Origin of the sequence: Erwinia sp. V71 (assembly GCF_965644245.1) — a bacterium.
Classification (GTDB): domain Bacteria; phylum Pseudomonadota; class Gammaproteobacteria; order Enterobacterales; family Enterobacteriaceae; genus Erwinia.
In genome coordinates this window covers 19,304-27,264 of sequence record NZ_CBFFRK010000055.1, presented here as the reverse complement: position 1 = coordinate 27,264, position 7,961 = coordinate 19,304, and the positions used below count along the sequence as shown (strand labels likewise).

Sequence of the window (7,961 nt, the reverse complement as noted above, 5' to 3'; positions counted from 1 at the left end):
GATAGCTTATCGGTAGCTAACCGTCCCTCCATCCACATGACCAAGCGTTGCACTTATTATCTGAATTCGCGTGTTTCTGCCAGTTACCCTCAACATTACGCAGCAGCGTAATGCGATTGCCGCCCGGGCCACCCTTGCCGGAGGCGTTCTTGATCACGCCGGTGATCAGCTGCTTTGGCTGGGTGGTTGGCTTCGGCGGGCCGTTTGATTCGGCAACCAGCACATCATTATTCGGCAGTACATACACCTGACGCGGATGCATCAGCCCTTCAGCGACTTTCTCAATCTTCAGCCCTACCGCCACTTTTGGCATTTCGCCCTCCTGCCACGGCACACCTTTCGGCACCTGCATCGGCGGCAGCAGGAAGTTTTGCGCCTGCGGTAATTCAGGATTGGGACCGATCTGTTTGTTGGGTTCAATCGTTGCGCCCTGATCGCAGCTGGCCAGCACCATCACCAGCGCGACAGCCAGTAAACTCCGGTTAAGTTGTTTCATCGCAGCGGCTCCTTAAACTGTGCGCAGACGTAACGCGAGTTGCACATTAGCCAGCAGTAACAGAATCACTACCAGAGTGGAAAGCGTGACGCCCAGCGGCACCACGGCATAGGCATCACGGCTGTGTACAAAGGCGTTCACGATAGCCAGCACTATCGCGAGAAAATTCAGCCAGAAATGCACTTTCACCGCCGAACCTTGCGGGGAGTGGCTGCCTGTCCACACCTGCACCAGGTTAATCAGCCGCGGAATAATAGCGATCACCAGACCAATCGCAATCAGCCAGCTGGCGGCGAGTGTCCAGAGTATGACGAAGGTTTTCATATAGATAATGTCGAAGATCCAGGCCGCGACAAAAAAGCCCGTGGGTAGCGGATTCAATAGTTCATACAGCGCAAGGGCAATCACTGAACGCCCGGAATGAGGATGAGAGTGCATTTCCGTCTCCTGTTACCATCCAAAAGGCGACTGCGGCAGGCATCATGCCCCAGCCAGATAACGCGCCTGTAATAGATTAGTAAAGCTGAACAGTTGTGACGAAAATAATGTTAATTCTATTGAAAAAAAACAGGCATCCCCGCGTAGGTGATGCCTGCCGGTGTTACGCGACAACGCTGTTACAGCGCCAGATCGACCACAATACGCCCTTCAATCTTACCGGCGTGCATGCGGGCAAAAATATCATTGATATTACTCAGTGGCTCAACAGCAATGCTGGCGGCCACTTTATGGCGACCGGCAAAGTCGAGCGCTTCCTGCAGATCTTTACGCGTGCCGACAATCGAACCACGCACGGTAATGCCGTCCAGCACCATATCAAAGATCGACAGGTCAAATTTACCCGGTGGCAGGCCGTTCAGCACCATCGTACCGCCACGGCGCATCGTGCCAATCGCCTGTTCAAACGCTTTCGGTGACACCGCCGTCACCAGCACGCCATGCGCGCCGCCGAATTCTTCATGGAACACTTTCGCCGGGTCAACATTTTTAGCATTGGCCACCACACTGGCACCCAGACGTTTGGCGAACGCCAGTTTGTCATCATCGATATCGACCGCCGCGACATTCAGGCCCATCGCCACCGCATACTGCACCGCCATATGGCCCAGACCGCCGATACCGGAGATCACCACCCAGTCACCCGGTTTGGTGTCGGTCATTTTCAGCCCTTTATATACCGTGACGCCAGCGCAGAGGATCGGCGCGATTTCATTATATTCGACGTTATCCGGCAGAATGCCGACATAGTTCGCATCCGCCAGGCAATATTCCGCGAAGCTGCCGTTAACCGAGTAACCGGCGTTTTGCTGCGAATGGCACAGGGTTTCCCAGCTGTCCAGACAGTGTTCGCAGTGGCCACAGGCGGAATACAGCCAGGGCACGCCCACGCGATCCCCCTCTTTGATGTGCTTTACGCCATCACCTACCGCCACCACGTAACCGACACCTTCGTGACCCGGGATAAACGGCGGCTGAGGTTTCACCGGCCAGTCGCCTTCTGCGGCGTGTAAATCGGTATGGCAGACACCGGTGGCGACAATTTTCACTAACAGCTGGCCCGGGCCGACTTCGGGCACCGGCACCTGCTCAATCACTAACGGTTCACCGAAGGCTTTCACTACTGCGGCTTTCATGGTTTTCATGTTGTCACTCCTCAAGGGAAACAGGGGCTTAAAACAGCCCTAAAGGCGCCGTGTCATAACTGACCAGCAAGTTTTTGGTTTGTTGATACTGGCTTAACGCCATCTTGTGGGTTTCACGTCCCACGCCAGACTGCTTGTAGCCGCCAAAGGCCGCATGCGCCGGGTAGATGTGGTAGCAGTTGGTCCAGACACGGCCCGCTTTAATGCCGCGCCCCATGCGATACGCCAGATGGCTGTCACGCGTCCAGACGCCCGCGCCAAGACCAAACTGTGTTTCGTTGGCAATCGCCAGTGCTTCAGCTTCATCTTTAAACGTGGTCACGCCGATGACCGGGCCAAAAATCTCTTCCTGGAAGCAGCGCATCTGGTTGTCGCCTTTAATCAGCGTCGGCTGAATATAGAAACCGTTATCCAGCGATCCCATGGGCGCGCGCGCGCCGCCACTGAGGATCTGACCGCCTTCCTGACGGGCGATATCGATATAAGAGAGGATTTTGTCGAACTGCTGGCGTGACGCCTGCGCGCCAATCATGGTGTCGGTATCCAGCGGGTCGCCGCGGCGGATATTCGCCACTTTCGCCAGCACCCGTTCCATAAACGGCGCATAGATGGATTCATGGATCAGGGCGCGTGACGGACAGGTACACACTTCTCCCTGGTTAAAGAAGCCGAGCACCAGCCCTTCCACGGCTTTCTCAATAAATTCAGGTTCCGCGTCCATCACATCCGCAAAGTAGATGTTGGGTGACTTACCGCCCAGTTCGACGGTGCAGGGAATAATATTTTCCGCCGCGCAGGCCATAATATGGCGTCCCACCGGCGTTGAACCGGTAAAGGCGATTTTGGCAATACGCGTGCTGGTTGCCAGTGCTTCACCGGCTTCACGGCCAAAGCCCTGCACCGCATTCAGCACCCCTGCCGGGAACAGGTCGCCAATAATTTCCATTAACAGCGTAATCGCCAGTGGCGTCTGCTCGGCGGGTTTCAGCACCACACAGTTGCCTGCCGCCAGCGCTGGCGCCAGTTTCCATGCAGCCATCAGCAGCGGGAAGTTCCACGGAATGATTTGTCCGACCACACCCAGCGGTTCATGGAAGTGATATGCCACGGTTTTCTCATCGATCTCCGCGGTACTGCCCTCCTGCGCCCGCAGACAGCCCGCAAAGTAGCGGAAATGGTCCACCGCCAGCGGCAGGTCGGCATTCAGCGTTTCACGAATCGGCTTGCCGTTGTCCCAGCTTTCCGCCACGGCAAGGTATTCAAGGTTGGCTTCAATGCGGTCTGCCACTTGTAACAGCAGGTTGGCACGGTGTTGTACGCTGGTTTTTCCCCATGTGTCAGCGGCCCGGTGGGCAGCGTCCAGCGCAGCTTCAATGTCACGCGCATCAGAACGCGGGAACTGCGCAATATCACTGCCGTTGACGGGTGAAGTGTTAACAAAATACTGACCGCTTAGCGGTTCTGAGAATTTGCCATCAATATAGTTGCCATAAGCGGCTTTGAACGAAACCAGTGCACCTGGTGTTCCGGGATGGGCATAACGCATCGCAAACTCCTTCTGTAGGGGGTGAGGCGCCACCGTCCACGCCTTATTGACGGCGGGTGACGGTCGCCTTTTCCCTATTGCAGACGGCGTGCCAGTTTTTTCAGCTTGCGTAGCGTGAATTAATCGATATATTTATCAGCATGTTACAGATGAGATAACAATCTTATTTACAGGGAATAACAGAAAGTTTCATCATCTGTGTCGCAAATCGCAACAGCTAAAAAACCGAATAGCTACAATACTGCAACACTTACCGGTCCGGAATGAGGTGACCAATGCGGGAAAATTCGTCAGCCGAACACCCTTCTGCCATGCCTGGCAATCCCCTGCTCGATGATTCTTGGTTCCGCAGTGAACTGTATGGCCTGGACCGTATGGCCGATGATTTTCCGCGCGTGCGTCAGGGGGAACTGGCCGATCTGCTGGCGAATAACTCGGCGCTGCAGCAGTTCGCGCAGCCCGCCATCAATGTGCTGGCGCAGAAAATTGCCGATAAACAGTCGGTGGTGATCCTCTCCGATGCCAGTGGCCTGGTACTGAATACTTTTGGTGATATACAGGCGTTGCAGAAAGCCCAGCGTTTCGCCCTCGCTCCGGGCAATCTGTGGAGCGAATGTGGCCGTGGCACCAATGCCATCGGCACGGCACTGGCGATCGATGACAGCTGCGAAATCTATGGTCATCAGCACTATCTGACCAGCAATCAGGGACTCTATTGTGCGGCAATGCCGCTGCAAAGCCCGGGCGGGCAGATTGCCGGTGTGCTGGATATTTCAGGACCAGCGCACTTCCCGCATCCTCATACGCTGGCGTGGGTAAAAGAAGCGGCAAAGCAGATTGAGTATTTGTGGGTAAAACAGAGCCTGCATCCTGAGCAATGGCTGATGAGTCTGCACCCGCGCGCACAGGGACTGGATCATGTTGAAGAACTGCTGCTGATCTTTTCTGATAACGTGCTGATGGCGGCAAACCGGGTTGCAATGCGCGAGCTGCATCTCAGGGCAGAACAGTTTGGCTCGTTAACCTTCAGCCAGCTGTTCCCGCAGGCGGAGCAGCTGGCGAACAGCGTACCGCAACCGGTTGTCACCCACCATCAGCAACACTACTACTGCCGTCTGCGCGCGCCTGCCAGAAATCATTTCCCGACACAGAGCGTGGGATCGCATCTGCACTACGCCCTGCGCGACGACGCGAAAAAGATGGTGCGCCTGCTGGATGCCGGTGTGTCGCTGTGCATCCATGGCGAAACCGGTTGTGGTAAAGAGTATGTCAGCCGCGCGTTGCATCAGCAGAGCAAATGGCGCGAAGGAAAATTTATTGCGATTAACAGTGCCGCTATTCCGGAGTCCCTGATTGAGTCCGAACTGTTCGGTTATCAGCCTGGTGCGTTTACCGGTGCCAGCAAACAGGGCTATATCGGCAAAATTCGTGAAGCCGATGGCGGCGTGTTATTCCTCGATGAAATTGGTGATATGCCACTGGCGCTGCAGACGCGTCTGTTGCGTGTATTGCAGGAAAAAGAGGTGGCGCCGCTCGGTTCCAGCCGCAGCTGGCCAGTGAATTTCGCGGTGATCTGCGCCACCCACCGCAACCTGCCGCAGCTGGTTGCCGAAGGCAGCTTCCGCGAAGATTTGCTCTGGCGTCTGCAGGAGTTTTCACTGACCATCCCGCCACTGCGCGACTGGCCGATGCTGGAAGACTTTATTTTGCAGTTGTGGCGTGAAGCCGGTGGCGAACAGCGCGGCATTCAACTTGCTCCCGCCCTGCTGGGTACACTGGCACAGCATCAGTGGCCGGGCAATGTGCGCCAGCTGCGTAGCCTGCTGAAAGTGATGCTGGCGCTGGCGGAGGACAATGAAGTGCTCGGGCACGATACCCTGCCCGGTGAATACCAGCAGGTGGCAAGTCAGCCACTGCCCGCCCTGCAACAGCAGGATGAGCGGCTGATCGCGGAAACGCTGCAACGCTTTAATGGCAATATCAGCAGAGCAGCGCAGGCATTGGGCGTGGCGCGCAGCACACTGTATCGTCGTGCCGCGCGCGATAAACAGGGCAATGGATGAAAGTCGACACTAATATGTTCAATGGCAGCCCCTGAACAGGTCTGGCTATTGCGACAATGGGTAATGAAAGTAGTCCTTTCGGACTGCCCTGAAATGAAAAGAGTGAGCCTGTAAATACAGGACTCACTCTTTTTTTGACTGAAGATTTTAGCTGTGTCGTTCTTCGAGGCTAAACTGCTGTACCGTGCTGGCCAGCTGTTGCGCCTGCTCTTCCAGCGAGCTGGCAGCTGCGGACATCTCCTGCACCAGCGCGGCGTTCTGCTGGGTTACGCCATCCATCTCATTCACCGCGATGGTCACCTGACTGATGCCCTTCGCCTGCTCATCAGAGGCACTGACGATTTCACCGATAATCACCTGCACAGAGTTCACCGCCTGGATCATCTCCTGCATGGTTTTCCCGGCATCATTCACCAGCTGTACACCATTTTCGACGCGCTGACCTGACTCTTCGATTAATGCGGCAATCTCTTTAACCGCGTTGGCACTGCGCTGCGCCAGGTTACGCACCTCAGAGGCAACCACCGCGAAGCCACGCCCCTGCTCACCGGCACGCGCCGCTTCAACCGCCGCGTTCAGCGCCAGGATATTGGTCTGGAACGCGATGCTGTTAATAATCGCCGTGATATCACCGATTTTCTTCGAGCTGTCATCGATTTGCGCCATGGTCTGCACCACCTGACCGACCAGTAAGTCCCCGCGGCTGGCGATGCGGGTGGCGTTTTCTGTCAGCTCAGTGGCATGATGCGCGTTGGCGGCATTGTGTTTCACCGTCGCAGTGATCTGCTCCATGCTGGCAGCGGTCTGTTCCAGTGCCGCGGCCTGCTGTTCAGTACGTGATGACAGGTTAATATTGCCGCTGACAATTTCCCCTGCGCCCTGGCGCACAGAATCACTGGCATCCTGAATTTTACCGACCATTTCACGCAGTTGCGCCTGCATGGTACTCAAGGCATAGAACAGGCTGTGATGATCGTTCTGTTTCACCGGAATGGTATTACCCAGTTGTCCGTCAGCGACGGCCAGCGCAATGGTGGCCGCTTCGACCGGCTCACCGCCGAGCGGTTTCAGCACTTTACGGCTGAATACCACACCCAGCAGCGCACTGACCAGCAGAATGCTGATAACCATAAGAATAATGGCATTCACCAGTTGACGCTGAGCGGCCGCCATCACCTGGCTGACCGGCGCAACGATGCCGAGATACCAGTTAGCAGTACTGTTGCCGATGATAATCGGCTGCCAGGTGACTAACGCTTTTTCACCGAGCACTGCGTCATCCTGCTCGACGATCGCGGAACTGAAGTTGTTGGTTTCACCCGGGTAGGCTTTGGTGGTCAGCGCCTTATCCGGGTGAGAGATCACTTTACCGGCATTGGAAATCAGCACGGCGTAACCGCCTCCATTCCACGGCTTAATCTGGTCGACTTTCTGTTGCAGTGACGCCAGTGAAATATCTGACGTCACCACTGCCCGCAGTTTCCCCTGGCTGATGATCGGCGCAGAAACAGAGGTCAGCAGTGTCGGGACACCGTTATACGGGTAGCTGTAGGGTTCGGTCAGGGTATCTTTCTGTGTTTTTTGCGGTACCAGGTAGTAGTCGCCCTGACCTGGCGTAAAGATGGACATCATCGGGTGGACTTTGTAATTGCCTGACTCATCACGATCCACGAAATAAGCATGACGCCCTTTCGGCGGCGAGTCCGACTGTTGCGCGATTTCCGCATCACGGCCATCAAACGCATTCTCTTCGAAGGTTACGGACATCGACAGATAGTCCGGGTTGTCGCGCAGGGCGTACTCCATCAGCTTGTTCGCGGTGGCACGCTCAGTGATACCGGCGGCGGGTAACGCAATCATGCTGTGGCCAAGGTTATGCGCCACATCACGCGCATAGCTCAGCTGCTGCTGGATTTTGAGTGCTTCACTTTGTGCAATTTGCTGCAGATATTGTTCGGCCAGTTTTTTCTGCTCACTGCCCGACTGCCAGTTCAGTACACCGATAGTGACAGCAAAACCGAGGGCAATGGTGATGCCACCCGTTAACAACATCTGAGCGCGGGTGCTCATTTTTTTTTGAATCGCTTGTATGGCCATTGTGGCCCCCCTGATGTTCAAGCTTCTAAGTCGTCACATTCCTTTTGCTGTGCATTCCTTTATCATCAGAGTATCGGCGTTTATTTTTTGATCTTTAATTGTTAATAAAACGGTCA

Annotated in this window: 5 protein-coding genes and 1 pseudogene; 1 reads left to right on the top strand and 5 read right to left on the bottom strand. The window is 55.4% G+C overall.

The window, feature by feature from the left end:
- Positions 1-55: 55 nt before the first annotated feature.
- From ACSZO1_RS12890 to exaC, 4 genes and pseudogenes are all read right to left on the bottom strand, one after another.
- Positions 56-496 (bottom strand): annotated as a pseudogene (locus ACSZO1_RS12890) (PQQ-dependent sugar dehydrogenase); the annotation flags it as partial.
- Positions 497-508: 12 nt separating this feature from the next.
- Complete coding sequence (locus tag ACSZO1_RS12885) at positions 509-934, bottom strand: DUF2231 domain-containing protein (protein ID WP_437613129.1); 426 nt, start codon at positions 932-934, stop codon at positions 509-511.
- Between the two features lie 179 nt (positions 935-1,113).
- Entirely contained in the window at positions 1,114-2,139 is a 1,026-nt protein-coding gene (gene adhP / locus ACSZO1_RS12880; protein ID WP_437613127.1) for an alcohol dehydrogenase AdhP, read from the bottom strand.
- Positions 2,140-2,167: 28 nt separating this feature from the next.
- A complete protein-coding gene (exaC, locus tag ACSZO1_RS12875) occupies positions 2,168-3,685 on the bottom strand; it encodes an acetaldehyde dehydrogenase ExaC (protein ID WP_437613125.1) in 1,518 nt (505 codons plus the stop codon).
- Between the two features lie 275 nt (positions 3,686-3,960).
- On the opposite strand from exaC, the gene ACSZO1_RS12870 reads away from it, so the two are divergent.
- Positions 3,961-5,748: a sigma-54-dependent Fis family transcriptional regulator gene (locus ACSZO1_RS12870; RefSeq protein ID WP_437613123.1), complete on the top strand. Its 1,788-nt coding sequence runs from the start codon at positions 3,961-3,963 to the stop codon at positions 5,746-5,748.
- Positions 5,749-5,895: 147 nt separating this feature from the next.
- Here ACSZO1_RS12870 and ACSZO1_RS12865 read toward each other — a convergent pair whose 3' ends face one another.
- Complete coding sequence (locus ACSZO1_RS12865) at positions 5,896-7,845, bottom strand: methyl-accepting chemotaxis protein (protein ID WP_437613121.1); 1,950 nt, start codon at positions 7,843-7,845, stop codon at positions 5,896-5,898.
- Positions 7,846-7,961 lie beyond the last annotated feature (116 nt).